Annotated in this window: 33 protein-coding genes and 2 pseudogenes; 17 read left to right on the top strand and 18 right to left on the bottom strand. The window is 39.7% G+C overall.

The features are described 5' to 3' along the window. Positions 1 to 2: 2 nt before the first annotated feature. The 5 genes from conG to NSQ16_RS21340 all read left to right on the top strand — a co-directional run bounded on the left by conG (position 3) and on the right by NSQ16_RS21340 (position 4,998). The gene (gene conG, locus NSQ16_RS21360; protein ID WP_339232487.1) at positions 3 to 2,450 is read left to right on the top strand and encodes a transposon conjugation system subunit ConG; all 2,448 of its coding nucleotides are present in this window, start codon (positions 3 to 5) and stop codon (positions 2,448 to 2,450) included. Beyond that, the gene (locus tag NSQ16_RS21355) at positions 2,447 to 3,436 is read left to right on the top strand and encodes a bifunctional lytic transglycosylase/C40 family peptidase (protein ID WP_339232484.1); all 990 of its coding nucleotides are present in this window, start codon (positions 2,447 to 2,449) and stop codon (positions 3,434 to 3,436) included. Before conG ends, NSQ16_RS21355 begins: the two co-directional genes overlap by 4 nt. Positions 3,437 to 3,450: 14 nt before the next feature. Next, entirely contained in the window at positions 3,451 to 3,957 is a 507-nt protein-coding gene (locus NSQ16_RS21350) for a hypothetical protein (RefSeq protein ID WP_088679578.1), read from the top strand. Between the two features lie 62 nt (positions 3,958 to 4,019). Next, complete coding sequence (locus tag NSQ16_RS21345; protein WP_088679614.1) at positions 4,020 to 4,400, top strand: cystatin-like fold lipoprotein; 381 nt, start codon at positions 4,020 to 4,022, stop codon at positions 4,398 to 4,400. A gap of 229 nt (positions 4,401 to 4,629) precedes the next feature. Then, a complete protein-coding gene (locus NSQ16_RS21340; RefSeq protein WP_144486887.1) occupies positions 4,630 to 4,998 on the top strand; it encodes a hypothetical protein in 369 nt (122 codons plus the stop codon). A 32-nt stretch (positions 4,999 to 5,030) separates the two neighbouring features. Here NSQ16_RS21340 and NSQ16_RS21335 read toward each other — a convergent pair whose 3' ends face one another. From NSQ16_RS21335 to NSQ16_RS21315, 5 genes and pseudogenes are all read right to left on the bottom strand, one after another. Further along, complete coding sequence (locus NSQ16_RS21335; protein WP_339232481.1) at positions 5,031 to 6,542, bottom strand: recombinase family protein; 1,512 nt, start codon at positions 6,540 to 6,542, stop codon at positions 5,031 to 5,033. 85 nt (positions 6,543 to 6,627) lie between these two features. Further along, a pseudogene (locus NSQ16_RS21330) lies at positions 6,628 to 6,798 on the bottom strand (DUF255 domain-containing protein); the annotation flags it as partial. A 71-nt stretch (positions 6,799 to 6,869) separates the two neighbouring features. Next, positions 6,870 to 7,787, bottom strand: coding sequence for an EamA family transporter (locus NSQ16_RS21325; protein WP_085185285.1), 918 nt, complete (start codon positions 7,785 to 7,787; stop codon positions 6,870 to 6,872). Beyond that, a complete protein-coding gene (locus NSQ16_RS21320; RefSeq protein ID WP_010886646.1) occupies positions 7,784 to 8,200 on the bottom strand; it encodes a MerR family transcriptional regulator in 417 nt (138 codons plus the stop codon). The genes NSQ16_RS21325 and NSQ16_RS21320 overlap by 4 nt, the downstream gene beginning before the upstream one ends. A gap of 149 nt (positions 8,201 to 8,349) precedes the next feature. Further along, complete coding sequence (locus tag NSQ16_RS21315) at positions 8,350 to 8,589, bottom strand: DUF255 domain-containing protein (protein WP_003243894.1); 240 nt, start codon at positions 8,587 to 8,589, stop codon at positions 8,350 to 8,352. Between the two features lie 349 nt (positions 8,590 to 8,938). On the opposite strand from NSQ16_RS21315, the gene tet(L) reads away from it, so the two are divergent. Further along, entirely contained in the window at positions 8,939 to 10,315 is a 1,377-nt protein-coding gene (gene tet(L), locus NSQ16_RS21310; RefSeq protein ID WP_085185287.1) for a tetracycline efflux MFS transporter Tet(L), read from the top strand. A 102-nt stretch (positions 10,316 to 10,417) separates the two neighbouring features. On the opposite strand, the gene NSQ16_RS21305 is transcribed toward tet(L), so the two are convergent. From NSQ16_RS21305 to NSQ16_RS21295, 3 genes are all read right to left on the bottom strand, one after another. Then, positions 10,418 to 10,579 carry a DUF255 domain-containing protein gene (locus NSQ16_RS21305; RefSeq protein WP_085185289.1) on the bottom strand — a complete coding sequence of 54 codons (162 nt, stop codon included), beginning with the start codon at positions 10,577 to 10,579 and terminating at the stop codon, positions 10,418 to 10,420. 242 nt (positions 10,580 to 10,821) lie between these two features. Continuing rightward, the gene (locus tag NSQ16_RS21300; protein ID WP_085185291.1) at positions 10,822 to 11,388 is read right to left on the bottom strand and encodes a dihydrofolate reductase family protein; all 567 of its coding nucleotides are present in this window, start codon (positions 11,386 to 11,388) and stop codon (positions 10,822 to 10,824) included. 158 nt (positions 11,389 to 11,546) lie between these two features. Next, entirely contained in the window at positions 11,547 to 11,903 is a 357-nt protein-coding gene (locus NSQ16_RS21295; protein ID WP_029726097.1) for an MmcQ/YjbR family DNA-binding protein, read from the bottom strand. A 382-nt stretch (positions 11,904 to 12,285) separates the two neighbouring features. On the opposite strand from NSQ16_RS21295, the gene satA reads away from it, so the two are divergent. Next, complete coding sequence (gene satA / locus NSQ16_RS21290; RefSeq protein ID WP_085185293.1) at positions 12,286 to 12,807, top strand: streptothricin N-acetyltransferase SatA; 522 nt, start codon at positions 12,286 to 12,288, stop codon at positions 12,805 to 12,807. Between the two features lie 67 nt (positions 12,808 to 12,874). On the opposite strand, the gene NSQ16_RS21285 is transcribed toward satA, so the two are convergent. Both NSQ16_RS21285 and NSQ16_RS21280 read right to left on the bottom strand, forming a co-directional pair. Beyond that, on the bottom strand, positions 12,875 to 13,477 hold the full coding sequence (locus tag NSQ16_RS21285; RefSeq protein WP_003226872.1) for a YitT family protein: 603 nt from the start codon (positions 13,475 to 13,477) through the stop codon (positions 12,875 to 12,877). Then, positions 13,474 to 13,920, bottom strand: coding sequence for a GNAT family N-acetyltransferase (locus tag NSQ16_RS21280; RefSeq protein WP_003226873.1), 447 nt, complete (start codon positions 13,918 to 13,920; stop codon positions 13,474 to 13,476). The genes NSQ16_RS21285 and NSQ16_RS21280 overlap by 4 nt, the downstream gene beginning before the upstream one ends. A gap of 119 nt (positions 13,921 to 14,039) precedes the next feature. On the opposite strand from NSQ16_RS21280, the gene NSQ16_RS21275 reads away from it, so the two are divergent. From NSQ16_RS21275 to NSQ16_RS21265, 3 genes and pseudogenes are all read left to right on the top strand, one after another. Further along, positions 14,040 to 14,492, top strand: a complete 453-nt coding sequence (locus NSQ16_RS21275) for a MarR family transcriptional regulator (RefSeq protein WP_003226875.1) — start codon at positions 14,040 to 14,042, stop codon at positions 14,490 to 14,492. A 146-nt stretch (positions 14,493 to 14,638) separates the two neighbouring features. Continuing rightward, the gene (locus NSQ16_RS21270; RefSeq protein WP_003226877.1) at positions 14,639 to 15,301 is read left to right on the top strand and encodes an MBL fold metallo-hydrolase; all 663 of its coding nucleotides are present in this window, start codon (positions 14,639 to 14,641) and stop codon (positions 15,299 to 15,301) included. 16 nt (positions 15,302 to 15,317) lie between these two features. Further along, positions 15,318 to 15,451, top strand: a pseudogene (locus NSQ16_RS21265) (LysR family transcriptional regulator); the annotation flags it as partial. Positions 15,452 to 15,475: 24 nt separating this feature from the next. Here NSQ16_RS21265 and NSQ16_RS21260 read toward each other — a convergent pair. The 3 genes from NSQ16_RS21260 to NSQ16_RS21250 all read right to left on the bottom strand — a co-directional run bounded on the left by NSQ16_RS21260 (position 15,476) and on the right by NSQ16_RS21250 (position 17,373). Beyond that, a complete protein-coding gene (locus tag NSQ16_RS21260; RefSeq protein WP_003226879.1) occupies positions 15,476 to 15,955 on the bottom strand; it encodes a hypothetical protein in 480 nt (159 codons plus the stop codon). A gap of 82 nt (positions 15,956 to 16,037) precedes the next feature. Next, entirely contained in the window at positions 16,038 to 16,481 is a 444-nt protein-coding gene (locus NSQ16_RS21255; protein ID WP_003226881.1) for a GNAT family N-acetyltransferase, read from the bottom strand. Positions 16,482 to 16,494: 13 nt separating this feature from the next. After that, complete coding sequence (locus NSQ16_RS21250) at positions 16,495 to 17,373, bottom strand: LysR family transcriptional regulator (protein ID WP_003226883.1); 879 nt, start codon at positions 17,371 to 17,373, stop codon at positions 16,495 to 16,497. 187 nt (positions 17,374 to 17,560) lie between these two features. Between NSQ16_RS21250 and NSQ16_RS21245 the strand changes: the two genes are divergently transcribed. After that, positions 17,561 to 18,775 (top strand): MFS transporter, encoded by a 1,215-nt coding sequence (locus NSQ16_RS21245; RefSeq protein ID WP_003226885.1) that lies wholly within the window; start codon positions 17,561 to 17,563, stop codon positions 18,773 to 18,775. A gap of 32 nt (positions 18,776 to 18,807) precedes the next feature. Here the strand turns inward: NSQ16_RS21245 and NSQ16_RS21240 are convergent, their stop codons facing one another. Further along, positions 18,808 to 19,647, bottom strand: coding sequence for a pentapeptide repeat-containing protein (locus NSQ16_RS21240; protein ID WP_003226887.1), 840 nt, complete (start codon positions 19,645 to 19,647; stop codon positions 18,808 to 18,810). Between the two features lie 145 nt (positions 19,648 to 19,792). Between NSQ16_RS21240 and NSQ16_RS21235 the strand changes: the two genes are divergently transcribed. Both NSQ16_RS21235 and NSQ16_RS21230 read left to right on the top strand, forming a co-directional pair. Next, on the top strand, positions 19,793 to 20,182 hold the full coding sequence (locus NSQ16_RS21235; RefSeq protein WP_029726106.1) for a nuclear transport factor 2 family protein: 390 nt from the start codon (positions 19,793 to 19,795) through the stop codon (positions 20,180 to 20,182). Between the two features lie 67 nt (positions 20,183 to 20,249). Next, the gene (locus NSQ16_RS21230) at positions 20,250 to 21,038 is read left to right on the top strand and encodes a hypothetical protein (RefSeq protein WP_032676931.1); all 789 of its coding nucleotides are present in this window, start codon (positions 20,250 to 20,252) and stop codon (positions 21,036 to 21,038) included. A 37-nt stretch (positions 21,039 to 21,075) separates the two neighbouring features. On the opposite strand, the gene NSQ16_RS21225 is transcribed toward NSQ16_RS21230, so the two are convergent. Continuing rightward, positions 21,076 to 21,813, bottom strand: coding sequence for a MerR family transcriptional regulator (locus tag NSQ16_RS21225; RefSeq protein WP_032676932.1), 738 nt, complete (start codon positions 21,811 to 21,813; stop codon positions 21,076 to 21,078). Positions 21,814 to 21,973: 160 nt separating this feature from the next. Next, positions 21,974 to 23,284, bottom strand: coding sequence for an MFS transporter (locus NSQ16_RS21220; RefSeq protein WP_014478548.1), 1,311 nt, complete (start codon positions 23,282 to 23,284; stop codon positions 21,974 to 21,976). 100 nt (positions 23,285 to 23,384) lie between these two features. Here NSQ16_RS21220 and NSQ16_RS21215 point away from each other — a divergent pair, with 100 nt between their 5' ends. Both NSQ16_RS21215 and NSQ16_RS21210 read left to right on the top strand, forming a co-directional pair. Continuing rightward, positions 23,385 to 23,705, top strand: coding sequence for a hypothetical protein (locus tag NSQ16_RS21215; RefSeq protein WP_003226899.1), 321 nt, complete (start codon positions 23,385 to 23,387; stop codon positions 23,703 to 23,705). A gap of 11 nt (positions 23,706 to 23,716) precedes the next feature. After that, the gene (locus NSQ16_RS21210; protein ID WP_003226901.1) at positions 23,717 to 24,163 is read left to right on the top strand and encodes a DUF6376 family protein; all 447 of its coding nucleotides are present in this window, start codon (positions 23,717 to 23,719) and stop codon (positions 24,161 to 24,163) included. 32 nt (positions 24,164 to 24,195) lie between these two features. Here the strand turns inward: NSQ16_RS21210 and NSQ16_RS21205 are convergent, their stop codons facing one another. Further along, complete coding sequence (locus NSQ16_RS21205; RefSeq protein ID WP_003226902.1) at positions 24,196 to 25,125, bottom strand: manganese-dependent inorganic pyrophosphatase; 930 nt, start codon at positions 25,123 to 25,125, stop codon at positions 24,196 to 24,198. A 205-nt stretch (positions 25,126 to 25,330) separates the two neighbouring features. On the opposite strand from NSQ16_RS21205, the gene hypR reads away from it, so the two are divergent. Then, positions 25,331 to 25,708: a transcriptional regulator HypR gene (gene hypR / locus NSQ16_RS21200; RefSeq protein ID WP_015715058.1), complete on the top strand. Its 378-nt coding sequence runs from the start codon at positions 25,331 to 25,333 to the stop codon at positions 25,706 to 25,708. A gap of 29 nt (positions 25,709 to 25,737) precedes the next feature. On the opposite strand, the gene cotF is transcribed toward hypR, so the two are convergent. Continuing rightward, on the bottom strand, positions 25,738 to 26,220 hold the full coding sequence (gene cotF, locus NSQ16_RS21195) for a spore coat protein CotF (protein WP_003226906.1): 483 nt from the start codon (positions 26,218 to 26,220) through the stop codon (positions 25,738 to 25,740). 145 nt (positions 26,221 to 26,365) lie between these two features. Here cotF and NSQ16_RS21190 point away from each other — a divergent pair, with 145 nt between their 5' ends. After that, on the top strand, positions 26,366 to 26,515 hold the full coding sequence (locus NSQ16_RS21190; protein WP_003226909.1) for a hypothetical protein: 150 nt from the start codon (positions 26,366 to 26,368) through the stop codon (positions 26,513 to 26,515). Positions 26,516 to 26,575: the final 60 nt, after the last annotated feature.

Here is a 26,575-nt window from a genome sequence, read left to right as displayed (position 1 = left end):
AGGTGGCTGTGATGAAGAAAAAAAGGATTCTAATTGTGTCGGCTATCGTGTTGCTGTTTTTAACTGTCGCTTCAGCTGTAACAGTATTTTCGGCTGATGGAGATACCACCACGCAGCCAAAAATTGAGAAAGCCGGCGGCGTGGAATTGAAGGTGAAAAGATTTCCTATCTCACGCTATCAAGCGAATAATGAAGCATCTGACGATTTAATCAAGGGGGCGTTTGTTGGGCTGACAAACGTCACTTTTTCTTTTGCGGGAAACATTGTCCGTGTGGTTGATGCGGGAATGGATATTTTGTATAACTTGCAACCGATTGACGAGTTCGCAAACTCCATTACAAACGTCTCTAAAACAGTTTATAAAACACTGAAAAAGAATTTCGGTGAAGCTTTATTTATTTTCACGTGTGCCTATGTTGTCTACTTGTTCTGTGTGAGAGGTAGCGTAAAAGAAGCCATGCGGCGGAGTATTTTATTTATTTGTGTCATGGTGATCGGTGGGCTTTGGATGTCAAACGCTGGTTATTACATGAAAGCGTTGAATGCCTTGTCTGTAGAAGCGCAAGGAAAGCTTTTAACTGCGGGAAATGGATTGGTTGGCATTGTTCAAGATGAAGGCAATTTTGCGGACAGTTCTGCGATTGAAAAAGGAAAGGAAATGGAAGGCACAGTTGCGGTTATGCGTAATCTTTACTTTGACATTGCTTTGATGAAGCCTTTTTTAATTGTGAATTTTGATGAAACAAGCGAAAAGAAAATCAATGAGAAAGATACAGATAAAGGCGGACTTAATCGTATAGATAAACTGCTTTCTTATAAGCTTTCAGAGGATGGAGAAAAAGATAAAAAAGATTATATAAAAGAAACTGAAATTGATGAATATAAAAATGAATCTATGACTTCTGGAAATGTGTTTAATCAGCTTGGAGAATCTTTTATTGCTGTGGTCGCTTCTATTGTTATTGGAATCCCATTTTTGGCACTAGCGTTTTTTAATTTCTTGCTTCAAGTTGTTGCTTTAGTCATTGTCTTTTTCGTACCATTCGCTTTCATATTAGCGTATGTTCCCCAATTAGCTTACTCTGGATTTGTCACTCTTGGACGTTTGGGGAGTGTTTATCTACTGAAAGCAATGTTAGGTATTATTGTTCTGTTTGTGTACGTGACATGTTTTATCGTTGACAAGTTAATACCTCCAAACGGTTTCGGAATGTATCTTTTGAATGTTGCTGTCCTTGCCTCAATTTTGTGGATTGGTTTTCACAAGAGGGATGCCATTATCAAGTTTGTGACTGCTGGAAAAGTAGTTTCAGTTGATAATAATATGATGGAAAACATGAGACAAAACATTGTTCAGCCTGCTTGGGAACAAGCAAAGAAAATAGGTGGAGTATGGGGGAACGGAGGCGGCGTATTTACTGACTTTACAAAGCATTTTGGGGGAAGAAAAGACGGTTCGAATGCTGATGGCGTAACTGGTGCTCCAAGTGGTGGCGGCAATTCACCGAGTGGGGCTGCTATGGGATATGATAATACTCACGCCATTTCAAGAACTCCACAAAAAGAGACTGCTAACGGAATAGCTAGTCATAACAGCCGAAACTTAAAACGAAATCCTCAAACTCTATCGAAAGAACAAGAAAAGCAAAAACCAAAAGAAGCCTTTGCGAATGCAAAAGAAAATAAACACCAATCCCATTTAGACAGATTGAGAAAAGACGGAATAAATTCTCCTATGCTGAAAGACGCTTTGAATGAAGGAAATGAGGATTTATCCAAACGAGCACCTATCTTGCAGGATAAAAAGGATGAATCAGCTAGAACAGATCAAAAAGAATATGTTGAACAACTTCTTAAACAGCCAAATAACCAGCAACAAACTGACGATGCATCATTACAACATGAAGAAGAAATTGCTTCTAATCGAGCGCCTGTCTTACAAGAGAATGATAAAGATACAGAACGCACTGATCAGAAAGCGTATGTTTATGAAGAACAAAAGCAAAATCCTGAAACAGATAAGCAACAAGATTTTGAAGTGCAGAAAGATGATTCTGTTTCAAAGAGTGAGCCTTTAGCACAAGAGAGATCTGCAGAGATCAAAAGATCAGATCAAAAAGTCATGATGAATCAACCTGAACCGCAGTTCGGTTTTGAAAGTCCTCAATCTACAAAAGTAGAAAATCAGCCTATTGCCAATAACGAACGTGAAATCAGACCATCTGAACCCGCAAAAGTTCATTCAGATGGTATTCGTGTTGATGAAAAACAGGCTGTTGCTCCTTCTGAAAATAAGACTGTATCAAGAGAAAAACAGCCTTCAGCACCTAGCATTAAACGGACTGAACAAAGCGTTAATTCATTTGACCAAGTGTCTTTGAATGAAATTGCAAGACGCTCTTCATCAAAAGTAGAAGATCGACTGAGAAGGGATGAAAGAACAAGATGATAAGTAAAAAGGTAGTTCTTCCTTTGGTGTTCTCGGCTCCTTTTATCTTCTTTTTTGTTTTATGTATCGCAGTGGTTATGACGATTTCAAGAGAAAATCAAGTCGGAGACGATTTTATAGGCGGCGGGGATGGCGAATATGAAACGGTTGGCATTGCACCGGAAGTTGAACGATTTAGGGCGGTATTTGAGAAATACGCCCGTCAGGAAGGCGTTTTTGACCAAGTGAATATTATAATGGCGCTCACCATGCAGGAAAGTGGTGGGCGTTCTTTAGATATCATGCAAAGTTCCGAAAGTATCGGCTTACCTCCCAACTCCATAACTGACCCAGAACGTTCTATTGAAGTCGGCATTAAACATTTTAAGAAGGTTTTTAAACAGGCTGGCGGTGATGTTCGTTTAACCTTACAGGCATACAACTTTGGTTCTGGATTTATAGACTATGTGAAAAAGAATGGTGGGAAATACACAAAGAAATTAGCACTTGATTTTAGTCGACTGCAAGCTTTTAAAATGGGCTGGAAAAGCTACGGTGACCCAAGTTATGTTGACCATGTCATGAGGTATGTGAAAGGCTCTGATAAAAATGTAAAACCTGTGAATGGTTCTATGGATTTTTATGAAACGGTCATGAAAGAAGCTTTAAAGTATGAAGGGCAACCGTATGCCTGGGGCGGTTCAAATCCGAAAACTGGATTTGATTGTTCGGGCCTTGTTCAGTGGTCTTTTGCGAAAGCTGGAATCACTCTTCCTAGAACAGCACAAGAACAACATGGGGCAACAAAGAAAATAAGTGAAAAAGAAGCGACTGCGGGTGACTTAGTGTTCTTTGGCGGCACATACGAAGGAAAAGCCATTACTCACGTTGGCATCTATGTAGGCAATGGCAGAATGTTTAATTCGAATGACAGTGGAATCGAATATTCTGATCTGAAATCAGGTTACTGGAGAGATCACCTTGTATCTTTTGGACGCATTAAATAACTAGGAGTGAAAACATGAAAACACATATCGCATGGGCTTCAGCTTGTTTATTATTGATACTGCTGACCGGATTTTTTACGAATGGACAGCAAACGTATAAGATTGAAAAGTTAAAGGATAAAAATGAAGTTTTGACAGAAAAAATTAAGGAATTGAACCATATAGAATCAACAAGCAGCGCTTCGGAAAACAAGGCATTTTTTGAAGCGTTTTTTAATTACTCGGACATAGATAAGCGATATGAGACAGTTAAGAAGCATACAACTGGAAAAGGATTTGACTATGCATTCCCTTCTCGCTCTGATCAAAAGCACACAGTCAGTGTGCAAAGTGAATTACTTTCTTTAGAGAGTTATTCAAAACCCTTAGATCAATCCCATGAATTGTTTTTGAACATTGTAGAAATCTCAACGACTGCAAATTCAGTTACTACGAATCAAGTTTTAATTGTTCAAACGACTATGAAAAAAGAAAAAGATGGTTGGTTAGTTGATAATGTGCAGGTTAAAGGAAATGGATAAAAGGTGGAAAAAATCGAAATGTTTGTTTATACTAAATATTGAAAAAGGAGGTAATGTTTATTTTGAAAAACCTTTTTATTTTCCTTAGTTTGATGATGATGTTTGTTTTAACTGCATGCGGCGGCAATAAATATAATGATGCGATTGATGATGTAATCAATCAATATAAAGAATATAAAGGTGATGATACTAGAATAAATGTTTCGAGGGCTAATTCTATAGTTCGGGTTTACGATGGAGGAAAATATATTCAGTTCGCATTTTATATGCCTGATGATTCTTCTCGTGAATTAACTACTTTTAAATACTATGAAAAACTTGGAAACGAGTATAAAGAAATGAGCGACATGCCTGGAAATGGTGAAAATGATCGTCTTGGCTTATCAAAGAAAACACCTGACTATGAAGAAGCCAAAGGTAAAGAAACAAAGTTAGAGGAGTAAACCATGTGTTTGCTCCTCTTTTTTTAGTTTGATTAACATTTTGCATCAGAAAGCCCGCACGCAATACCTTTTTTATTTTCGCATTTGCATAGATGTCAGATGACTATAACATTATTTCAGTCACTGCTGTTCCTTAACCGTTATAACGAGTACGGATAAGTAAATGATTATCCTTTTTTCCATAGTTTAGTACAATAGAGGTATTCCAAATAAATGAGGAGGTAATCAAGTGGTTAGTAAATTAGAGATTGATTCTTTAGTTGAGCGTTTAAAAAGCGATGCTTCAGATCATAAAGGTGAAGATGCACATAGTTGGGGTCTTTATGATTACTTAGAACAAATATTAGAGGATGATGTTTTAATTCATCCTGCTGCAATCGGTTCAGCGAAACAAGCAGTGGATAAAGGTCTTAATTCATTAAGCGATGCTCAGTTAAAAGCATTAGCACTTGATATGTTAGAAAATAATCTATATATGGAAGAGTGTCCTAATGAGTGGTGTGGTGAAAAAATAGCATGGGGCGATATGAGTATTGCATTATGGGAAGGACAATGTTATCACTGTGTAAATCAGCAAGAAAAAGTAGAAAATGAATAGTAAATCAGCAAGCCCTTAATTAAGGGCTTGACTTATTCAGCCCAATCAATTTTGATTTCACGATGTTCTTTATTATTTCCTATTGGGTGGTACCATATTATCTTTTTGATAAAAGACATCAATTCATTATTAAGCTGCGACTCATCTAATTCTGACCAATTATTGAGAAAGTGATCTAAGTATTCGATGAATGATTCTTTGTATTTTATCTTATCTTCTTTTGATGTTTCCTTTAATTTGGTTAATTCTTTTTGAAGATTATCCAATTCAATTGATCGGATAGTTTTTCTCTCTTTAAAGTCACTGAGACTTATTAAGTCTTCTTCTAATTGAAGTTGGAGCATTTGTAATGCTTTTTCGACTTTTTTAATTTGTTGTTTAATGCTTTGTATCTCAATTTCAGTTGTATCAATGGCTTCGTTTGCGTCTTTTAGTTTTTCAAGCTCTAACTGTATCTGATCCTTTTTCATTCTTATATTATTTATAATTAATTCCATCATTATATTATATTGTATTCCACCATTAATGCATTTTTCGCCAAGTGGGTTTCTTTTTCTACATGATTGAATTACTCTCATGTTATTTCTATCTTTACGTATAGTAACTGAGTGAGTTCTTCCACATAAACCGCATACAATTAAAGAGGATAATCCGTGTTTTCTCATTTTGGCTCTAGGGTTAAGTAACTTTCGTTTATCTAAAGCTTTGTTTGCTTTGTCCCACGTATCTTCATCTATAATGCAGGGTTTAACAGCATCTTTAACAACAATCCACTGATCTTGTGGTCTTATTTTTCCGTTTGTTTTATTTCTTCCTTTCAACCGATTAGCAACAATCCATCCTTTATATATCTCCGATCGAATCATTCTGACAATGCTTTGGCCGTGAAAAAACTTCCCGTTGTTTGTTCTGTATCCCAATTTATTTAGTTTTACTGCTATATTATCAGCACCTATGCCATCAATAGTCATTTGAAATGCGAGCTTTACAGCTTTTGCTTTCTCTTCATCAATTTCCAATTTTCTTTCTAAACGGTTATAAATATATCCGTAGTTGGGTGTGCCATTTGACCAGCGACCCATTTTTGCACTGTCTTTTTTTCCTTTTCTTAGTTGGGCTTTTATATTCTCGTACTCCCAATTGTTAACGAACCCAGTAAATTTTAATGCTTGCCAGTCCTCTTGTACTTCAAGGTCATATACTCTTTCACTATCAGTGACAAAGAGTATGTCATCTTGGCGTAAAAGGTTCATGAATTTAGGTGTCTCTGCATCATCCCTTGTAACCCGTGCTAAGTTAACTGACAAAACAGCATCAAATATGCCATCAGTGAGTTTGTTAATCATCCTTTGGTATTCAGGTCGCATTTCATCCATTGAACTCCCAACTTCTTGGAATATTTCATACTGCCAATTGTTTTTATGAGCAATATCAAGAAGTCTTTTTCGATGTTTTGCCAATGTTTCTTCTGTTTCTTCGCCCTCTTTATTTCGTGACTTTCTTAGATAAATGGCTACTCGCTTGATTTTGTTTTTTAACTCCAACAGCTCATCACCCTTTATGATTTTCTGAATGTAATATAATTCTAGATTATCATAATTATAGGTGTGTAGCTATACGAACTTGGCACCAATGACATGTCGAATAACCGATGCTGACCAGAACCGGCTTGTTTTCGCGTTTTGCTTTTTCAAATGCTTCTTCTCCCCACGGGAACCAGTCCACAGGGTTGTGGGCGTGTTGGAGTAAGTATGGTGATTTCTCATTGATTAATCTATTGGGTTTACTTTTGTTTGGCATGGGATCACCTTCTTCCTATAATTAGTGTATATTTAACTTAACACATTTTCTCAAAAATACTCCCTATTTCTTTATATAGCTGACTGTTCTTTAGTATTGTACTTAGGAATACGTATTACCCCCGAAGCGGTTAAAACACCTAATATAACTAGCACAGCCCCAATAACTTGAAATACCTTTATTGGTGTTCCAACGGCAAATGAAATAATCATCGTTACAACGGGAACAAGGTTGAAAAATAAAGATGTTTTACTAGCCCCAATCTCTTTAATCCCCTGATTCCACCATAGGTAACCCAAAACACTTGTAAAGAAAGCCATAAAAGCAATTGCCCCCCAAACTCCAATCGGGATGTTCGATAAAGAAACAGGTTTGGATGTAAATAAGGAAACTACTATTAAACTAACAGCACCAATAACCATCGTATAAGTGGTTGTAGATAGCGGTGTACCATCCTTTACAAACCGACGTCCAAGTACGCCATAAAGTGCCCAACAAACGTTACCTGTAAAGATTATTAAGTCTCCTCCTGAAATTGATAAGGTTTTAATGGTTTCGATAGAACCTTGTGTAATGACTAACAATACACCGATGAATGCAAACAATATGCCGAGTACTTGTTTTTTTGTCATGTTGTCCTTTAAGATAATTCGAGCGAGAATTGCTGTTAATAAAGGATTCAGCCCCATTATTAATGCTCCGTTAACGGGAGATGTATATTTTAAACCAACAAAAAACAAGGCATTAAATCCAAAGATTCCTATAATTCCAAGAACAATGTATGAAACGGCGTTTTTCCGTAATTGACTCTTCTTTATACCTTCAGTAAAAATCAAAATGATGAGCATCACTGCAGCCGCTAAACCGAAACGCCATGCCGCAGAAGACGATGGAGAAAAATATTCAACTGTATATTTTGCAAGATTAAAAGTAGCTCCCGTGAAAATAGAGAAGCCAAGTAACATTATGTATATATTTAAATGTTTCATTTGTTTTCCACTTCCTCTTTCAAAATTGAATAATATGTATCCAGTTTTCCTTTTGTAGTAGAAATCACTTCTTCCAGCTCCCTTTTTTTAATTTCCATTTTCTCTAAGTGCTTGGTTAAAATCTCAATACGTTTATTTATAGATGGGGAGAGTTGTGCCGATTTAACATCCGAATTGATTTTTTCCAAAATGCATCCGTCTTTGACAAACTCATTAATATCCTCCAAAGACATACCTGTTTCCTTTAAACTTTTCAGGAATAACATGAACTGAATATCAGTCTCCGTATAAAAACGCCTTCCACTGTTTTTTCGTTTTGGTGGTGGAAGTAACCCAATCTTTTCGTAATATCTTAATGTATACGAACTAATACTAGTCTTTTCAGCAGCTTTACTAATGGAATACAACAACATCATCCCTCTCATTTAATTAAAGTTAGTTTACAATTTAGAGTTAACTCTAAGTCAAGCAAATAAAAAAACCTGCTACCGCATGGTTACGGATTACAGGTTTTAAAAATGAATGACATAAAAGGTAGACTGTATTGTTTGAACAAATAGTATTATCGTTTAAAATGGCTTCTGTTATCTTTTAATGGAGTTCCACACGATTTGATTATCCCAGGCCACCAATGACAAGTCGTCGAATAACCGATGCTGACCAGAACCGGCTTGTTTTCGCGTTTTGCTTTTGCAAATGCTTCTTCTCCCCACGGGAACCAGTCCACAGGGTTGTGGGCGTGTTGGAGTAAATAAGGAGACTTTTCAGCGATTAATCTATTGGGTTTACTTTTATTTGGCATGGGATCAGCTTCTTCCTAAGTTGGTTATATTCAGGTTACCACAGTTATCCTAAACAAATACAATAACTGACTGCTTATCGATAATTGTGATGTGAAAATATAAACTAATGTTTCATTTTGCCACTTGAGATAAATGCGAATAACGTTTTTCCTTGTTTCGCAATCTCTTCAAATTTTTATAAAAAAAAGTAAAAGTTTAAACCTTAGTCTATATATAATAAGATCATATCAATCAAATGTAGGGGGAGTTATTATGAAGTGCAATAAAATGAACAGGGTACAATTAAAAGAGGGAAGCGTATCAATGGCCCTATAAACTGCGTCTGCCCTCATTAATGGAGGGGAAATTGTGAATACGTCTTATTCACAGTCAACTTTACGGCACAATCAAGTTTTGATTTGGCTTTGTGTTCTATCATTTTTCAGCGTATTAAATGAAATGGTTCTGAACGTCTCATTACCTGATATCGCCAACGATTTTAATAAACTGCCAGCAAGTGCAAACTGGGTGAATACTGCCTTTATGTTAACCTTCTCCATTGGAACAGCTCTATATGGAAAGTTATCGGATCAGCTGGGCATTAAAAAGCTGCTTCTATTTGGGATTATGGTAAATGGCTTTGGGTCGATCATTGGATTTGTTGGACACTCTTTCTTTTCTATACTCATTCTAGCCCGGTTTATTCAAGGGATTGGTGCAGCCGCATTCCCAGCTCTTGTGATGGTTGTCGTTGCGCGCTATATTCCAAAAGAGAACAGGGGGAAAGCATTTGGCCTGATCGGGTCCCTGGTAGCAATGGGAGAAGGTGTTGGGCCAGCTATTGGCGGAATGGTTGCTCATTATATCCATTGGTCGTATTTGCTGCTTATTCCAACTGCAACAATTATCACCGTTCCATTCCTTATAAAATTGTTGAAAAAGGAAGAGAGAATAAGAGGACACATTGATATGGCAGGGATTATATTGATGTCTGCAGGTATCGTATTTTTTATGCTGTTTACAACATCTTATAGATTTTCTTTTCTGATCATCAGTATTCTTGCTTTCTTCATATTTGTAAAACACATTAGGAAAGCTCAGGACCCTTTTGTTGACCCTGAATTAGGGAAAAACGTCTTTTTTGTGATTGGAACCCTTTGCGGAGGACTAATATTTGGTACAGTAGCAGGATTTGTCTCTATGGTTCCTTACATGATGAAAGATGTTCACCATTTAAGTACTACAGCAATTGGAAGCGGCATTATTTTCCCCGGAACAATGAGTGTCATCATCTTTGGTTACATTGGGGGATTGCTTGTTGATCGGAAAGGTTCCTTGTATGTACTAACTATTGGAAGTGCATTGCTTTCTTCGGGCTTTTTAATCGCTGCCTTTTTTATAGATGCAGCACCATGGATCATGACAATTATAGTAATTTTTGTTTTTGGAGGGCTATCTTTCACAAAAACAGTTATATCTACAGTTGTGTCTAGCAGTTTGAAAGAAAAGGAAGCGGGCGCTGGAATGAGTTTGCTTAATTTCACGAGCTTTTTATCAGAGGGAACGGGTATTGCGATTGTAGGCGGTTTATTATCTATCGGCTTCTTAGACAATAGGCTGCTGCCTATTGACGTTGATCACTCTACCTATTTGTATAGCAATATGCTCATACTTTTTGCAGGAACCATTGTTATTTGTTGGCTAGTAATCTTGAATGTATATAAACGTTCTCGGAGGCATCGCTAAATGAGTGAAAGGATCAATCTTGTAAAAGTAATCCAAGGTTGATCCTTTTTTGTAAAATGAATAAACATGGCATCAATAGCATGTTCTTTAGATTAGCCATCGTTAGCTATACCCAATAGATACGAGAACAGGCTTGTTTTCGCGTTTCGCTTTTTCATATGTTTCTTCTCCCCAAGGGAACCAGTCAACAGGATTGTGGCATGTTGCAGTAAAATAAGTAGACTTCTCAGCGATTAATCTATTGGGTTTATTGTTAATAGGCATTGGATCACCTTCTTTCGTTTTTTTATAAAATACAAAACTTAGCCGATTACTTAAAAGAGGGAGAAGAAAATATACTATAATGCTTAATGATGTTAATGGAGGAGACACCGTCCTTTTCAATCCTCTTTTATTACAGAAAATTTGATATTGATAATTCCATAGTATATTAAGGGGAACCCATTATTTATGGATTCCCCTTTAGTTCAATAAGAAGGATTACTGTCGAGTGTTACTTTACAATGTTAGCCATTCCAATGATAAACGATTTGCACAACGCCAGAGGAAAATGTTCTTGTATTCACCATTTTTAAATTTATCCTCTGTTTTACATCAATAAACAACGGTTTTCCTTCTCCCAAAACAACAGGGTGAATAGATAATCTAAATTCATCAACAAGCCCCAAATTTATAAAAGTTGTAATGAGACTCGCTCCACCATAAAGCCAGATGTCTTTACCGGGCTTTTTCTTCAATTTATTTACTTCTTCAAGAATATTATCATTTATAAATATGGCTTGATTATCAATCTCATTTTGTGTTCTGGAAAAAACATATTTCTTTTTACTATGAACCAATTTCCAAATTTCCTTTTCTGTATCAGGGTCTTCATCTTTTGGAATATATTGTCCCCATAAATCGTAGCTTTTTCTGCCATATAAAATAGTATCAATTTGATTTAAGAAATCAGTAAACCCCATATCAGGGTCCATAATGCACCAATCAACTTCTCCATTTTTCCCTTCAATAAAACCATCTAAAGTAACTGCTAAATCTAACACTATTCTTCTCTGTTTTAAGTTATTTGTCATAACTATTCATCCTTTTACATAAGAAGTTGGTAGAAATTCTTCTCCCACTCACACACCAGATGGACTAAGTTGCGTTTGTGGACAAAGTGAAGAACAATATCTAAAATGAAAGTGCCCACTACTCTCCGCAGCTCGATTAGCAGAAACACTCTTTATCTTCACTTGGTTAAATGAAAGCTCTGCTCGATTAAGTTATAGATTTCGCCTTCTGGATCTGTCCGTTCTAAAACAATTGAAATCCAATGTTCCTTATCCATATGATATCCGGGTAAGACATTTTCCCCGTTTCTTAAGCTATCACTTATTTCAGGGGGACATTTTAGATTTAGAATATCTATTTCGCCATGACCATCCAAGCCTAATTTTTCTGGGAGAACATTCATGATAAGACCGTACCATTTTTTGTTTGATGTATGTCTCAAAGAAGCATAGTTTGGGTATTTCTCCCACGGGTAATCAGGCGATGTACCGTATTTTTCTTTGACGTGTTTAAAGATATCTTCTCTTGTTAACATACTCAATCACTCCTTTATTCACTCTACTTTCTTCTTGAAAAAGTCAAAGAGCGATCCTTGGTTGTCCTTTGGATACTTCAATAGAGATGTCATCAATGGCAGAAGCTGTGTCAAAGCTTCCCTCTCCACGGGTACTAGTCAACAGGGGTATGGGCGAGTTATTTCTCATTGAGTTTATTGTTAGTGGGCATAGGTTCATCTTCTTTTCTCTTGTTTCTATTCCTTTTTACTGTACCACAAGCCTCTGTTGAAATACCTCATTAAGATAGTGAAATATATAAGGTAATGGATGCCTTACCTAGTGCTGTTCTCTTTTGGAAGCTGTTATTGGATAGTATCGAAACGAGTTTACTAAATATTATCTCGATTGGCGGAGATTGATATGATCATTAAAATGACTAAATTGAATTTGAAAGATTTCAATAAACCAAATGAACCTTTCGTTGTTTTTGGGAGAATGATACCTGCTTTTGAAAACGGTGTTTGGACATATACTGAGGAACGATTTTCTGAACCTTATTTTAAACAATATGAAGATGATGAAATGGATGTTAGTTATATTGAAGATGAAGGGAAGGTTGTCTTTTTATATTATGTTGAAAACAACTGCATCGGTCGGATTAAGATTCGTTCTAACTGGAATGGGTATGCACTAATAGAGGACATTGCCGTTGCAAAAGACTATAGACAAAAAGGCGTTGGAACAGCATTATTACATAAAGCGATTGAGTGGGCAAAGGAGAATCGCTTTTGTGGTCTTATGCTTGAAACACAAGATATTAATGTTTCAGCTTGTCGTTTTTATGCCAAACATCACTTTATAATAGGTGCAGTTGATACGATGCTTTATTCCAACCTTCCAACAGCAAATGAAATTGCGATTTTTTGGTACTATAAATTTTAATTTATCATAAAATTATTGAACGAAACGTAGCTTGTTTTGCGTTTCGTTTTTTCAAAGAAGAGGTTTTTTAACCCCTTCTTTTTTTTGATAAGAATTGTTTTTCCACAATAGGCATAAAAACGTGAAGGATCATTCCTCCCAAACAGACGGTTAATAGGGTTCCGATGCCGATAGGGCCTTTAAAGATGATGGCTAATACTAAGAAAAGAGCGTATACCAATGTTCTTGAAAACAAGATTGTTCTTTTGGAGAGATCTCGGATAATAAGTGTTAAATGATCGATGGGTGTTGATGCGAATTTCGTCTGAAGATAGATGGCTGTTCCAAGACCGATGAGCATCAAACCAATTCCGAAACAAATCAGTTTGCTTAACAACGCATTTAGATAGATGGTGTTTTTTACAACAAACAACCATAGGTCAATGCCTATTCCAGTAATGAATGCTGTAATTAAGCCTAGCAAAATAGGTTTTTTTCTCGTTAATATAGCGTTGCAGATTAAGAGGATCACAGAAATAAGGACCTCCCAGCTCCCTACGGTAAGACCGATTTCTTTTGACAGACCAACCAAAAGGGCATCGAAGGGTGATGTGCCCAGTCCTGATTGTATGGTTAAGGAAATGCCCAAACTTAATATGAGTATGCCTAATCCGTAAAAAATATATTTCATGTTATATTCCGCGATATGTCTTTTGTCATCAAGACATGAGGGATGCCGTCTTCCATAAATTCCTGTGAAGAAATCTGGTAGCCCAGTTTTTGATAAAAGCCTGCTGCTTGTGTTTGACCATGCAGCTTACATGCAGTCAGTCCTTTTTCTTTTATGATTTCTTCTAACCAGCTTACGATGACTTTCCCCAATCCATACTTACGGTAAGGTTTTAGGATGCAGATTCTTTCCAGCTTTGCTGTATGGTCAACGATGCGCACACGGCCCGTGCCGACAGGCTGATTCTCATGATATACCAAGACATGCTGGCATTGTTCCTGGAGCGTATCAAATTCATCGAACTCTTCGGATTCCGATACATGTTGCTCCTCAATGAAAACCGTCTTTCTAATATTCAAAGCTTCATGTAAATCAGCTTCAGTTGTTATTCTTTTTATATTCATTATGAATCAATCCTTTTCTGATATTAGTCTGGACTGTACAGCATGCATGTGGTCTTATAATAGTAAGGTTAAAACATTTTTGTTGTAATTGCAACAAAAATACGTGAGGGGTTTTAGGAATGAATGATATTTTGCGTGAGATCGGCATGATAGCAAGAGCGTTGGATTCCATAAGCAACATCGAATTTAAAGATTTGGACTTAACAAGAGGGCAGTATCTCTATCTCGTACGTATATACGAAAATCCGGGAATTATTCAAGAAAAATTGGCGGAAATGATAAAGGTGGACCGGACAACGGCCGCGCGGGCCATTAAGAAGCTGGAAATGCAGGGATTTATTCAAAAACTGCCAGATGAGCAAAATAAAAAAATAAAAAAACTGTTCCCGACTGAGAAAGGGAAAAAGGTATATCCATTGTTAAGAAGAGAAGGAGAACATTCCACGGAAGTGGCCTTGTCCGGTTTTACTTCAGAGGAAAAGGAAACCATTTCTGCACTCCTTCATAGAGTGAGGAAGAATATAGAACGTGATTGGGAATATGTGAAGAAGGGGAACAAAAGGGATTATTAATGGACAACGTTAACAAGTTGAGCTGATGCTGGCGAAAATCGGCGTTTCCTCTCAAGAATCCAGTCAGCTCGAGCGTGGGTGAAAATAGTCCGTTCACTTCTGTTTTCTTTAAAACTATCAAAAAATTTCCACAGGAGATGGTTTGCGTGAATTTGAGACAACTATCAGAACATGTCTTTCAATGTGAATTTGAGCTTGATGTGCCTCTTCGTATTCCGGTTCATACCTGGTTTATCAAAGATGGTGATGATGTTTATATTGTTGATACGGGAATAGAACGTTTTGCTGATGCTCAAATTAGGGCAGCGTTAGCGATCGGCAATCCAAAAGCCATTTTGCTTACCCATGGCCACAGTGATCATATCGGGGGTGCATCAAAATGGTTAGAGAGATTTGATATTCCGATTTTTGCGCACCAGAAAGAACTAAAGTACATCAATGGGGAAGAGCCATATCCGAACAAAAATGAAGTGGAGAACACAGGGGTAGCCCATATTGTACAGCCGCTGACGGAGCAAACGCTTGCTCATCTGCCTCTGAAATACTATTTAACACCTGGCCATTCGCCGGGGCATGTTGTGTATTATCATAAAATCGATCGTACGCTATTGACGGGCGACCTTTTTATCACAAGTAAGGAGGATTTACACCCACCTATAAGAAGATTCAGTGTTGATATAAATGAGAACATCGACAGCGGCTCAATCATAGATCAAATCAAACCAACGCTCATTTGCTCTTCACATGGCGAAGAAATCCTTTATAACGAAGAATTGTATAAAAACTATGTGGTAAGGTATAGGGATTAATGGAAGTGAAAAACATAAGCTGAAAAATCTCCAGCATGGTGAAGCCCTCGATCCGATTTACTCACACCCAAAAAGAAAAAATGGCAGCTGCCTGCCGCAGAGGCTTTTGCGGAGCTTGTTTTACATTCGATTCATGAGCAAAAGGAGTGAGTGTCAGGCTCACTCCTTTTCTATTTAAATTGCGGCTGTGAGCTTTGGTTTTACAAATTTCATGAAAACTCCTCTGACTAATGGGCCCATAATCAGTAATTGCAACGGATAGGCCAGGATGAAATTTTTCAACACAATCATAAGATAAGCACTGAAGAGGCTGTCCCCGTTCAGCCCATTTGCTAGAACCGCTGTCACTAAACCGAACACAGACATACAAAGTACCATGCCAATCACCATACAAGTTGACATGGCAAGGATGACATAAATTTTTTTAGTCTTGTCGAACGGCATGCGGAATGCAATCTTCTTGGCGAGGGGGCCCACTAACAGTAAATCTAACAGGAGGGCGATCATAAAACCGATGACCATTTCAAAAACGGTCATCAGTGAAAAATCGTAGATGGCTCCGTTGATGATGGCATTGTAAATCGACATGACGCAAACCATTCCAAAGCACATCATCACGCCAAATATAAGGCCTTCTTTTTTATTTGCTGGCATACAATCATTCCTTCTCTCCATAATCGGTGATTAGTATACCAATGAACCGTTCATGCTCATAAGTGACAAATTTGTGAACAATCTATAGCGCAGAATCGTCTTGTTTTGTCATCAGCACATGCGGAATGCCGTCCAGCATAAATTCTTCTGATGCAGTCCGATAGCCGAGCTTTTCATAAAAGCCTGCCGCCTGTGTCTGGCCGTGCAGTTTGAAGGCAGAAATGCCTTGTTCTTTTACAATACGTTCTAATGCATCGACGATCACTTTTCCCAAACCGAATTTGCGGTAAGACTTCAGAATGCAGATTCGTTCCAGTTTCCCCGTGTGGCCAACGATACGGACACGTGCAGTGCCAACAGGTACATTCTGATGATAAGCCAGGATGTGCTGGCAGTCACCGTGGAGTGTATCGAACTCATCGAATTCATCCGAAATGGGACAGCCTTGTTCCTCTACAAATACTGCCTTTCTGATTTCAAACGCTGTATGTAAATCCTGTTCTGACGTGATTTTTTTGACATTCATGCTTGAATCCTTCCTACTCAGAAAAATGGCTGATCACATATTGTTTAAAGGTCTCAGCAACCGGTGATAAAAACCTGCCTTTTATCCAGGCAATTCCTATGACACGCTGACATTCCGGCCAGCTGACGCGGATTTTGGTGATTTTGCTTTGGTCTAAGCCTTTCAGGTCTGGGAGAATAGATATGCCCAGACCGGCTGCCACAAAACCTGCGGCAGTAGTTGCTTCTTCTCCTTCAAACATAATGTTCGGCTGTATATTGGCCTTCTCAAACAGCTCATCGACCGTCATCCGAAGCGCATAGCCCTTTTTCAATAAAATAAAACGCTCCCCGGCAATCTCATTCAGGGTAATGCTTTCGCGACTGGCTAATGGGTGATCATTTGGCACAAATACAAAGAGTTCTTCACTCCACAGCTTGATCCATTGGATCGGATTTTCAGGCTTAATCGAAGCGAGGAGACAGAGGTCCAGATCCCCGGATTTTAATCGTTCAAGCAGCCAATAAGAGTGGTTTTGCTTCAGCTGGAAGGAAATGTTGGAGTATTCCTGCTGAAAGGAGCCGATGAGATCGGGCACGAGCGTGGTGCCTAATGTATGTAAAAAACCGAGAGAGACTACGCCTTGGTCTGGCTTTAATAAGGCTTGGATTTCTTCTTTTCCTTCGGTGTACTCCTTCATCATCGCCTGAACCCGCCGTAAAAAAATGTGTCCGTATTGATTTAAGCTAATGGATCGTCCTTGCCTGTCAAATAGCGGCACACCCAAATGATTTTCCAGCCTGGCGATAGAGCGTGAAAGCGCAGGCTGTGTGATGGAGAGGCTTTTTGCGGCTTTCGTGACGTGCTGCATTCGGGCCAGTGTTTGAAAATATTCAAGTTGTTCCCATTCCAATTATCATCCCTCCTTTATTACATATAAGCATGAAAATGATATTTTATATGCATTATACAACATATATCAACGGTGCTAAGATAGTAATATAAACAGACTCGAGGATGTTTGAATTCGGAAGAAATAAAGGATGGTTGTTTATGAATGGCAGTGCTCCACAACATGATGAGGGACCGATAAAGTCCCGATGACATACATTCAAAAAGGCACACCGGTTTTTCGAAAAATTACGTTTGCTTTCTTCGCTGCGGGTTTCAATACATTTGCGATTCTATATTGCGTACAGCCGCTCATGGAGGAATTCACGCGGGAATTTCATGTGACGCCTACTGCGGCGAGTCTTTCTTTATCTGTTACCACAATGCTGTTAGCTGTGAGCATGCTTGTCTTTGGTTCATTATCCGAGGTGTGGGGGCGCAAGCCGATTATGGGTATTTCCATGCTGGCCGCATCGGTTCTCTGTCTGGCATCGGCCTTTAGTCCGAACTTTCATACGCTGCTCGTATTGAGAACCATCCAAGGCGTTGCGCTCGCAGGCCTTCCGTCGATTGCGATGGCTTATCTCGGGGAAGAAATTGAACCCGGAAGTCTTGGGTCGGCGATGGGGCTGTATATCAGCGGAAATGCAATCGGCGCCGTTTTCGGAAGGATCGTTTCCGGGCTCCTGAGCGAGTACTTGAATTGGCATATGGCGATGGGGGCAATTGGTGTCATTAGTTTGATTGCTAGTGTTATATTTTTTATAAATTTGCCGCCATCCAGGCATTTTACGCCAAGAAAATTGAAGCTCGGGAAATTGGGAATGTCTCTGAACGGCCACTTGAGGGACCGTAAACTATTCAGCTTGTTTCTCATTGGTTTTTTGCTGCTTGGAAGCAATGTTGCCTTGTTTAATTACATTGTGTATGTGCTGTTGGGCCCGCCGTATTCGCTTAATAAAGCATTTTCCAGCTGGATCTTTATTGTGATGATTGTAGGCATTTTCAGCTCGTCTTTCATTGGAAGAATGGTTGATCGGTATGGCTATCCGAAAATACTGGTGATGAATATTTTCATCGTCATTGCAGGTGCTTTATTCACGATAAACAGTATGCTGGCAGTGAAAATTCTGGGAATTGCCCTCTTTACATTCGGTTTTTTCGGAGGGCATTCAGTTGCCAGCAGCTGGGTGGGCAGGAGAGCCCTTCACAACAAAGCACAGGCTTCATCGCTGTATTTGTTCTTTTATTACGCCGGTTCAAGTGTTTTCGGAACAATCGGAGGGCTATTCTGGTCTGTTTTTCACTGGCTGGGCGTTGTCGGTATGATCACCTTCATGCTGCTGGTTGCGTTATGGCTGTCGGGATACTTGGCAAGAAGTGCGAAAGTGCCGGATAAAAGGAACGAAAAAGGATTGAATTGATCAGTAAAAAAGGACCGTTAGCGGGTCCTTTTTTATTTCCAATGGGCAGGGATTCGTAAAGACAGCGGCAGCTTTGTGTTCGAATCGCCGTTGGCGGCGTTCACCTGTGCCTGTGTCAGAAAGATGCTCCCGGTCAGGTCGGCGCCGCTGAGATCAGCGTCTCTCATATCTGCACCGATAAAGTCTGTCATTCTCAAATCGGCATTTCTCAGATCGGCGGCTATGAGCAGCGCCCCTCTTAGATTTGCTCCTCGCAGATCAAGCCCTTTCAGTTTCGCGCCGATCAGGACACTTCCCCGGCTGACCTTTTTCGGGAGTTTTGGATGGCGGGCTTGGGCTCGCACCAGTTCACTTGTTTTTAACAGCCATTCATTGACCTCAGCTCGATGCTCGTCCACCTGCAGTGTCAGCAAGCGTTCTTTGCTGAGTCTGGTGAGCCTTTCTATTTTTTCGAAACTGGTTCTCAGTTCAGCATGAATCGGCTTGGCTATATCTATAGAAAGAGCTTCATGTAAATACCAGAGCATTTCGTGCAGCTGCTGCATGATAGGAAAAACATCAAACATCTGGTTGGCCGTTTCGGGGCTGTTTCGCCAATCCTTTCCCTCATAAGTGATTTGGGATACTTTTTGGCCGGCGCCAAAGCATTCATATGCAGAGCAGCCTCGAAATCCTTTTTCTCTGAGATCTTTATGTATAGAACATTGATAGTTTGATTGTAAGTTGCGGCAAGGCGTGCCCCCGTCTTTATCAAAAGCAAAATCTGCCGACTTCGCATAAGGCAAGGCGACACAGCACAGGCCAAAACAGTGCTGGCAATCCGCACTTAAATCATGATGTATATTGTCATGTAACGTTACTTCCGCAGACAATAATATTCACCCCTTCACTTGGGTACTTTGTTAAATATATCTATTTGATTATATAGGAAAAAAGGATACTTTTCATTTTGTTTTCACGGTTTCAGTGGTCTAGCGATGTATAATATATCCAATCATGATGATTGGGGGAATTCATTTGGAACAGCAATTGAAAGACATCATCTCTGCGTGTGATTTGGCAATCCAAAATGAAGATTTTGATACACTGATGAATTATTATTCGGAAGATGCCGTTTTAGTCGTGAAGCCGGGCATGATCGCGCGAGGCAAAGAAGAAATCAAAAAAGCGTTTATTACGATTGCGAACTATTTCAATCATCATATTGTCCCGAAACAAGGGGAAATGATCCTGTTGGAAGCAGGTGACACGGTACTCGTCCTTTCTCAGACACTGCTTGATTCGGATAAAAAGGACTCCGAGTATGCGATGGAAAGAAGGGCGACCTATGTATTTAAGAAGAATGCGCAAGGCGAGTGGCTTTGTGTAATTGATAACTCATATGGTACGGATTTAATTGGTGTGTAAGATATGTCTTTGATGTGCCATACCTGCATATAATGATTCATTCAGCTGATTAGGGAAGGTGACACAATTGAATGTGTATGACATCAGAATGGCTCCTTATTGGTTTTATGAAAGCAGAGGACTTGTTCAACATCCATACGTATTTCGGCAGCCTGTCTCCTCACGTGCAATCATTGCATCTACTCGCGGCGATGTAACGGGAGACGGCGTTATTGACGAGGTCTTTCTAACTGGAAATCAAATGCCCGGCAGCCTGTTATGGAGAAATATCACATTGGTGATCCGTGATGGCAGAACCCATCAGGAGCAGCAGATTCAGCTTCAAAACAATATGGGATACAATCCGTCACTTTTTCTGGGGGATATGACAGGCGACAAGATTGAGGATGTGGCGGTGGTAATAGATACAGGGGGAAGCGGCGGTGCTATTTATGCATACGTGTTTGCCTATCTAAACAGGCAGTTCCGGCGAATTTTCAATTCAGATGTATTGAATGATGAATTAAAGTACAGTGTGAGGTATCAAAATCAATATAAAGCGAGCGTCATCAGTCATCAGCAAAACGAAACGTATATCCTCGACCTTACTTACAAAGGCAGGGAATATTTGAATGAGATTTATAACAGCCAAGGTGTGTTAAAAATGCCGATAGAAGGATGGGTGAATCCTTTATCGGGCTTGTATCCGGTTGATTTTGACAGAGACGGCGTATACGAATTATTGGCGTACCAGCGGATAGCGGGAAGGTATAACGCCGACTCATTGGGATATGTTCAAACCGTATTAAAATGGAACGGACGGCGTTTTGCCGTTGACCGGCAGAATGTTTCGATTGTTGGCGGTGCTGTCTCGTAATCCTGATGGCTGTCACCCTATAAAGGGTGACAAAACACTACAGGTGTTCTGCAACGACAACCAAATAATAAGATAAACCGGCTTGCTGCTCTTCTAACATTCCTCTATGGAAATCATCTTGCATAAAAAAACGTGTTTGTTTTACGTAATCTTCTTTACTTGTCGGATGCCCGTTCTGATTTAGGAACTTAAGATGATTCATGACATGCTCTTGCACGGAAGGGTCATGATACGTTACGCCGTTTCTTAAAAAATCAGCCATCCTATCAAGAAAATGTTTAGCCTCTATTGCCATTTTGTTCATTTCATCGACATTGATTGTATGTGTATCCAATTCAAAATCGTAACGCTCTTTTAAATACCCATTTTGTTCTGCTAAAGATTGTTTCCATTCTTCAGCGCTTTCAAATCCTTTAAACATTACCTTATGATCCATGTTTTCGCCTTTTCTCGTGTATTCTAAAGATGTGTTGACTGTTTGAATGAGACGCTGATACTTTTCAATTTTCTTTTCAAACAGCTTTTTTTGTTTTTCTAATGTACTTGTTCTTTCAGCATCCTCATTTAATAATCTTTTGATTTCTGACAAAGGAATATCTAATTCTTTGTAAAAAAGGATTTCCTGCAGTCTTTTTAGTTCGTCAGCACCATAGTACCGATATCCGGCTTCGCTTATTTCCTTTGGGGCTAGCAAGCCGATTTTGTGGTAATGATAAAGCGTTTTGATTGTGACATTCGCAATATTGGATAGTTCTTTTACTGTTAATTTCACCATCTGACTCCTCCTTTCTTCTTTCACTATGAGGCCTTACCTTTGGTTGGAGTCAAGGATAAAATGGTGGTGTTTTCGTCCGAAGACAGCCTAGTGAATGTTGGGAGAAAGAAAATAACACCTGGCGGATTCAAAGAAAAGAGTGCTTTTCAGCAAGCACTCTTCATTCCAGTTTAATTCGTTTTACATCCCCTAATACAAACACATAAAAAACCAATCCCAGCAACAGCACAAAACCAGCTACCAGAAAGCTGAGCGTAAAGGAGCCTGTCACATCAAACAAATACCCTGTCAGTGACGCAGCAATAATGCCTCCGAACAGGTTGTTTGCGAGATTCACCATAGAGCTCAGCATGGATACGGAACCGATCGGCGCAAGTTCTGCGGAGATGGACCAGCCGACCGGAGCGGTTGCGGAAATTCCGGCGAGTCCGATGGAAATGCAAATAATGGCTACGGTAATATTGTTCGTCAGAATGGAGCCTAAAAAGAAAAAGCCAAAGCTCATTCCGACTATGATTACGGTTCGGTACACCTTGGTGTTAGGATAGCCTTTCTTAATAAAATAATCGACGAGCCAGCCGCCGACGGCAATTCCGGAAATGGTTGAGATCAGCCACGGCACTGCTGTAAATAAACCGGACGACATGAGATCCATACCGTATGTATGCTTAAAGAAAGTCGGAAGCCAGGTGAGCAGCAGGTTGAATGTATACCCGTACCCTGTAAATCCGATCATTAAGCCCCATACTTTCCGATTGGTGAAAAGCTTTTTTAAAAGCGGGCCCGTTTTGTAAGGGATTTGCTCTGTTGTAATGGCATTGTGTTTTTGAATATAGTTTAGTTCACTTTTAGAAATGCGTTTGTGCCGTTCAGGCTGTTCATAATACTGCCAGAAAAAGATCGTAAACAGCACATTGATGCATCCAATCGTCAAAAAAGCGACACGCCAGTCAAATGTTGTGACAAGAAAGGCGACCAATGGCGCGCCGATTACATTTGAAAACTTGGCGGCCGAATCGAACAGTGAGTTTGCCAATCCCCGCTCACTTGGAGGAAACCAGAGAGCGGTTGCTTTAGAGGCAGCAGGGAACGCAGAGGCGCTCGTCAGCCCAATGAGAAACCGGAACAGATACAACAGCAATTTTCCTTGCAAAAAAGCAAGAAGGATCGTTAAAAAGCTCCATATTGTCATTCCAACCCTCGTGACCCATGCGACCCCAAAACGGTCCAGCAAACTTCCGACAGGCAGCTGCATCAGTGTATAGGAATAGGTGTAAATGGAAAACACGATGCCGAGTTCAGTTGCAGTAAGGTGAAACGAATCTTGTATCGCAGGGGCCGCTACCGAGATGGCCACTCGGTCAAAATAATTAAGAATAATAATGCCGCTAAGTAACGAAGATATGTACCATCTGGTATGCCCAGGCCGTTTCACGCGCTCTTGACTCATGATGAAAACCTCCTCTGTCATAGCATGATCTCCTGATAGAAAAACCATTCAAATTTTAAATACCACAGCGCGCTTTTATATAAACGGCAGGAATTTGACTGGAACAGATCGGTGCTTTAGAATGAAAGTAATAAAAATGAACACTCCAAAGGGGAGTAGCTTTCACAGTAAAGTCGTCATTACGGGACAAGGTGTCCTCGGCTTTGCTGGCAATCTCATTGTTAGCGAGACCTTTGCCAAATCTGATTTGGTGAAGGTCTTTTTGTTTCAGGAACTTCACCAAATTGGTGGAGTTTTTTCATTTTTATCAAAAAGGGAGAGGAGCATCAGAATGTCTAAGCTGAAAAAGTGGCTGAAGCGTGAATTGGTAAGGAAAGGGCTGCCGTTAGCGAAAGAGAAATTGATTCCGATCTTAAAAGAAAAAATGAAAAAGAAACGATGAGGGGGCTGAAGATGAAGATTATTTTGACAGTACTTGCCGGAGTGGGACTTTTGAGTGCAGGCGGATGCGGCATGCTTGATCAGGTGAACGACGGATTGAACTATACGAGTGAAGCAGCTGGTTATGTGGAGAAGGTGAAGACATTTGCAGAGGAAGCGCCTGAATTGGCTGAGAAAGCTGTAAATGACACCGAGGCGAAAGAAAAACTTGAAGCGCAGCTTGAGTCGATTCAGAAGGCTGCCGCTGATTTTAATGAATTAACGCCGCCTGATGCCGCAGCGGAGATTCATCAAACCATTCAGGAACATAACAAAACCTTGCAGAAAAGCGCTGAAGATGTGTTGAAACAAGCCGAGGAAGGCAAGGTATCGCTTAAAGAATTGGAGCAGTCAGACCTGGTCCAAAACGCAAAGCAAATTACTGATGTGATGGGACAAATTGAGAAGCTGGGTGAATAAGAAAAAGCATCCCGACGCGGGATGCTTTTTGCTTATTCAGCCATTGCGTCTGTTAAGACAGGAACGACTTGTTTTTTACGGGAAACAACGCCTTTTAAGAGGGCTGTGTTGTTTTCTAATGTAACGTTGAACGCTTTTTCCACTTTCGCTGCTTCGTTACCGATTGCAAGAGCAAGTGAATCATTTTCTAAGATATCTGTGATAACGAGAAGGAAGAGATCAAGATTCTTCTCAGCCACAACTTTTGAGATCACAGCTTCTAATTCAGCTTGGCGTTTTTTCACATCTTCAATGTCCACTGTGTTTACTTGTGCGATTTCGACTTTCTTGCTGCCGAGCGTAAATTCTTTCGCATCAAGAGAAATGAGCTCTTCCACTGTTTTTTTGCTTAGATCAGCGCCTGCTTTCAACATGTTCAAGCCGTATTCTTCAGCATCTACGCCAGCGATCTCCGCAAGCTCTTTTGCTGCTGCTACGTCTTGGTCCGTGCAAGTTGGAGATTTAAATAACAGGGAATCAGAAATGATCGCAGACAGCATAAGGCCGGCAATTTCTTTCTCGATTTTCACGTTATTCTCTTTGTACATTTTGTTTAAGATGGTAGCCGTACAGCCTACAGGCTCAGCACGATAGTAAAGCGGCTCAGCTGTTTCAAAGTTAGCGATGCGGTGATGGTCGATAACCTCTAAAACCTGAACCTCTTCAATGTCTTTGATGCTTTGCTGGCGTTCGTTATGGTCAACCAGGATAACGCCGTTTACTTCGTTTGCAGCTGTTTCAACAAGACGCGGGCTTTCTTGTTTGAAATAGTCAAGCGCGTATTGTGTTTCGCCGTTGACTTGTCCGAGACGGACAGGCTCAGCATTGAAGCCGAGTTTGTTTTTCAAATCAGCATAAGCAATCGCAGAACAAATCGTATCTGTGTCTGGGTTTTGGTGTCCGAAAATAAGTATCTTTTCCATGATAGCTCCTATCCTTTTTTTAAGTAGTGTAATCTTTATATAGTTTAACACGTCTTGCTGCAGGTGTAATCATGCAAACCCTTAAAAATTGATGTGAATAAGAAGCATTTTCTTTGAGCTAAGGAGAAAAGGTGTGTAAAATACTGGGTAGCTTAGTTGCAAAATGTAATGTAGTATCAAAAAAGGTACTATTGGAGGGTCAAGAATGAGTGGAAAAAAGAATATATACCCGAACAAAGAAGGCTGTCCAGTTGAATTTACTCTAGATGTCATTGGCGGAAAGTGGAAAGGAATTCTTTTTTATCACATGATAGATGGCAAGAAACGATTTAATGAGTTTCGGCGAATCTGCCCGAGTATTACTCAAAGAATGCTTACTCTTCAGCTGAGGGAGCTGGAAGCGGACGGCATCGTGCATCGTGAGGTTTATCAACAGGTGCCGCCCAAGGTTGAGTACTCTCTGACAGAATTCGGGCGAACGCTTGAACCGATTGTTTTGCAAATGAAAGAATGGGGAGAATCCAACAGAGACGTGCTGGAATCTTATCGTTCGAACGGCTTAGTGAAGGATCAGCAGAAATAGCAGCAAAGGGAACTCCTTTGCTGCTTGTTTTATTTCATTGAAATGGCTCTGTTGGCGTTTCTGACATCGTTTTTCAACAGTTCAGAAAGGTTGTAAGACGGATAATATCCATGCTGATACATGTATCGATAAACTTGGGCGTGCAGCTGGATGGCAGCATTCAGCTGTTTGACCAGTACGTTTCTTAATTGAGGTGTTGCTGTTTCTGTAATTGCGATGGCATAGCTGCGGACAGATGTTTTGGCAAAACCGAGCAGGTCACCGCTGTAAAATGGGTTATCTGCGCGTTCTTCTTCCTCATCTTCTCTGTGCGGAGCCTGTGGAAAGAACGGAAGAAGCTCTCTCAAATTTTGCTCAACGCTCTGAATAGACACGTTATAAAGCTGTCTGAGCTGAGGGTCTTTTACTTCTCTTATCATTTTCTTCAGTTTAATGAGTCCGTTTGATTGAAAAGCAACCAGCTCGTGCATTTCTAATGTTTCATGCCAAGCCAATGTTCTGCGTTCATCCATGTGAAAATTCTCCTTTATCGATCAGATTCCATATCAGCATATGCCCAACGCTCAATGTTGTTCATGATGTTTTGAAGTTTATAAAAAGGGAAATTCACCTTATATAGGATACGGGTTGAGAACATGCACAAAGAGGTGAAACACAATGTGGGACATGATAAAGAACTTTTTCTTGTTTAGCAGCGGCGTTCTGCAAGCAACAACCCTTTTACTGGTGATCTTAATTTTTATGTATGTCAGAAAAACGAAAAAGAAAAACAAGGAATCTTCTGGCTTTATGGATGATAAACATTAATTGTGATGGGCATTCTTTTCAAAGAATGTCTTTTCATTTTTATGTTTCACATGAAACATT

This window comes from Bacillus sp. PS108, assembly GCF_037963335.1.
In the GTDB taxonomy this organism is placed as follows: Bacteria; Bacillota; Bacilli; order Bacillales; family Bacillaceae; genus Bacillus; species Bacillus subtilis.
Note: the sequence above shows the minus strand (reverse complement) of the source record. Positions and strands in the feature narration are given on the sequence as shown.

Coding starts and splice junctions, on each gene's coding strand:
- NSQ16_RS21190 (WP_003226909.1), top strand. CDS start 26,366: ATGTGGGACATGATAAAGAACTTTTTCTTGTTTAGCAGCGGCGTTCTG.
- NSQ16_RS21260 (WP_003226879.1), bottom strand. CDS start 15,955: ATGCCAGCAAATAAAAAAGAAGGCCTTATATTTGGCGTGATGATGTGC.
- hypR (WP_015715058.1), top strand. CDS start 25,331: ATGAGTGGAAAAAAGAATATATACCCGAACAAAGAAGGCTGTCCAGTT.
- NSQ16_RS21305 (WP_085185289.1), bottom strand. CDS start 10,579: ATGCCTATTAACAATAAACCCAATAGATTAATCGCTGAGAAGTCTACT.
- NSQ16_RS21210 (WP_003226901.1), top strand. CDS start 23,717: ATGAAGATTATTTTGACAGTACTTGCCGGAGTGGGACTTTTGAGTGCA.
- NSQ16_RS21325 (WP_085185285.1), bottom strand. CDS start 7,787: ATGAAACATTTAAATATATACATAATGTTACTTGGCTTCTCTATTTTC.
- NSQ16_RS21275 (WP_003226875.1), top strand. CDS start 14,040: ATGAATGATATTTTGCGTGAGATCGGCATGATAGCAAGAGCGTTGGAT.
- NSQ16_RS21220 (WP_014478548.1), bottom strand. CDS start 23,284: ATGACAGAGGAGGTTTTCATCATGAGTCAAGAGCGCGTGAAACGGCCT.
- NSQ16_RS21285 (WP_003226872.1), bottom strand. CDS start 13,477: ATGAAATATATTTTTTACGGATTAGGCATACTCATATTAAGTTTGGGC.
- NSQ16_RS21215 (WP_003226899.1), top strand. CDS start 23,385: ATGAAAGTAATAAAAATGAACACTCCAAAGGGGAGTAGCTTTCACAGT.
- NSQ16_RS21205 (WP_003226902.1), bottom strand. CDS start 25,125: ATGGAAAAGATACTTATTTTCGGACACCAAAACCCAGACACAGATACG.
- NSQ16_RS21355 (WP_339232484.1), top strand. CDS start 2,447: ATGATAAGTAAAAAGGTAGTTCTTCCTTTGGTGTTCTCGGCTCCTTTT.
- NSQ16_RS21255 (WP_003226881.1), bottom strand. CDS start 16,481: ATGAATGTCAAAAAAATCACGTCAGAACAGGATTTACATACAGCGTTT.
- NSQ16_RS21295 (WP_029726097.1), bottom strand. CDS start 11,903: ATGTTAACAAGAGAAGATATCTTTAAACACGTCAAAGAAAAATACGGT.
- NSQ16_RS21225 (WP_032676932.1), bottom strand. CDS start 21,813: ATGGTGAAATTAACAGTAAAAGAACTATCCAATATTGCGAATGTCACA.
- NSQ16_RS21245 (WP_003226885.1), top strand. CDS start 17,561: ATGACATACATTCAAAAAGGCACACCGGTTTTTCGAAAAATTACGTTT.
- NSQ16_RS21320 (WP_010886646.1), bottom strand. CDS start 8,200: ATGTTGTTGTATTCCATTAGTAAAGCTGCTGAAAAGACTAGTATTAGT.
- NSQ16_RS21300 (WP_085185291.1), bottom strand. CDS start 11,388: ATGACAAATAACTTAAAACAGAGAAGAATAGTGTTAGATTTAGCAGTT.
- satA (WP_085185293.1), top strand. CDS start 12,286: ATGATCATTAAAATGACTAAATTGAATTTGAAAGATTTCAATAAACCA.
- NSQ16_RS21315 (WP_003243894.1), bottom strand. CDS start 8,589: ATGCCAAATAAAAGTAAACCCAATAGATTAATCGCTGAAAAGTCTCCT.
- cotF (WP_003226906.1), bottom strand. CDS start 26,220: ATGGATGAACGCAGAACATTGGCTTGGCATGAAACATTAGAAATGCAC.
- NSQ16_RS21280 (WP_003226873.1), bottom strand. CDS start 13,920: ATGAATATAAAAAGAATAACAACTGAAGCTGATTTACATGAAGCTTTG.
- NSQ16_RS21350 (WP_088679578.1), top strand. CDS start 3,451: ATGAAAACACATATCGCATGGGCTTCAGCTTGTTTATTATTGATACTG.